Source organism: Bartonella phoceensis, assembly GCF_902825145.1.
Taxonomy (GTDB): Bacteria; Pseudomonadota; Alphaproteobacteria; order Rhizobiales; family Rhizobiaceae; genus Bartonella; species Bartonella phoceensis.
Genome location: NZ_CADEAD010000098.1, coordinates 1 through 227, shown reverse-complemented (window position 1 = coordinate 227; position 227 = coordinate 1). Strand labels below are relative to the sequence as shown.

The 227-nt window shown below is 37.4% G+C and carries 1 protein-coding gene; it reads left to right on the top strand.

What is annotated here, in order from left to right; genetic code table 11:
• A partial coding sequence (locus tag J7R07_RS08225; RefSeq protein WP_208436355.1) for a hypothetical protein occupies positions 1-227 on the top strand: 227 nt, incomplete at both ends.

Here is a 227-nt window from a genome sequence, read left to right as displayed (position 1 = left end):
ATTTCTGGTGTTGGTGAGGGAAAGAACAATGATGATGCTGTTAATAAAGGCCAACTAGATAAAAGTTTGAAGGATCTTTCCAACAATCTTCAATCTGAAGATTCATCTGTTGTTCTTTACGATAAAACAGAAGGTGAAAATAGCACTACGGATTATACGAGTGTTACTTTTGGCAAAGGCAAAGATCGTGCTCCTGTAGGTCTTCATAATGTTGGGAATGGTCAGAT